Genomic DNA, 1,073 nt, shown 5'->3' with positions numbered 1-1,073 from the left:
TGCGGGGCCCATCCCGTAAGGCTAAATACTCCCGAGAGACCGATAGCGAACCAGTACCGTGAGGGAAAGGTGAAAAGAACCCCGAGCAGGGGAGTGAAATAGACCCTGAACCCGTCTGCCTACAAGCGGTCGGAGCATCGTCAAGATGTGACGGCGTGCCTTTTGCATAATGAACCTACGAGTTACCTTCCCCGGCAAGGTTAAGTACCTAAGGTACGGAGCCGAAGCGAAAGCGAGTCTGAATAGGGCGGCCAGTCGGGGGGGGTAGACGCGAAACCGAGTGATCTACCCTTGGCCAGGTTGAAGGTTGGGTAACACCAACTGGAGGACCGGATGGGTAAGCGTTGAAAAGCTTTCCAATGAGCTGAGGGTAGGGGTGAAAGGCTAATCAAACTCGGAGATAGCTCGTACTCCCCGAAATGCATTTAGGTGCAGCCTCTTTATAGTATATCGTGAGGTAGAGCGACTGATTGGATGCGAGGGCTTCACCGCCTATCAAGTCCAGATAAACTCCGAATGCGCGATATATATTTACAGGGAGTGAGGGCGCGGGTGCTAAGGTCCGTGTCCGAGAGGAGAAGAATCCAGACCACCGGCTAAGGCCCCCAAATGATCGTTGAGTTGAACTAACGAGGTCGGATCGCAGAGACAGCTAGGATGTTGGCTTGGAAGCAGCCATTCATTTAAAGAGTGCGTAACAGCTCACTAGTCGAGCGATCTGGCGTGGATAATAATCGGGCATAAACGATCTGCCGAAGCCGTGGATGTCGTAAGACATGGTAGGGGAGCATTCCATGCGGCGTCGAAGATGAGGGATGACCCTTGTTGGAGCGCATGGAAAAGCAAATGTAGGTATGAGTAACGATAAGGGGGGCGAGAAACCCCCCCGCCGAAAGACCAAGGTTTCCTGATCAACGCTAATCGGATCAGGGTGAGTCGGGACCTAAGGCAAAGCCGAACGGCGCCGCCGATGGAAGAATGGGTTAATATTCCCATACTGCCTCATGGAGTGACGTGGAGACGGAGAAGTGACAGTCCTGCCGGCTGACGGAATAGCCGGTTGAAGGGTGTAG

At 53.7% G+C, this 1,073-nt stretch carries 1 rRNA gene (cut by a window edge); it reads left to right on the top strand.

The features are described 5' to 3' along the window. A 23S ribosomal RNA gene (locus DW033_RS24655) occupies positions 1–1,073 on the top strand; its annotated part runs 1,891 nt beyond the window's last position; the annotation flags it as partial.

The organism is Parabacteroides sp. AF39-10AC (genome assembly GCF_003635405.1).
Lineage (GTDB): Bacteria > Bacteroidota > Bacteroidia > Bacteroidales > Tannerellaceae > Parabacteroides > Parabacteroides distasonis.
Note: the sequence above shows the minus strand (reverse complement) of the source record. Positions and strands in the feature narration are given on the sequence as shown.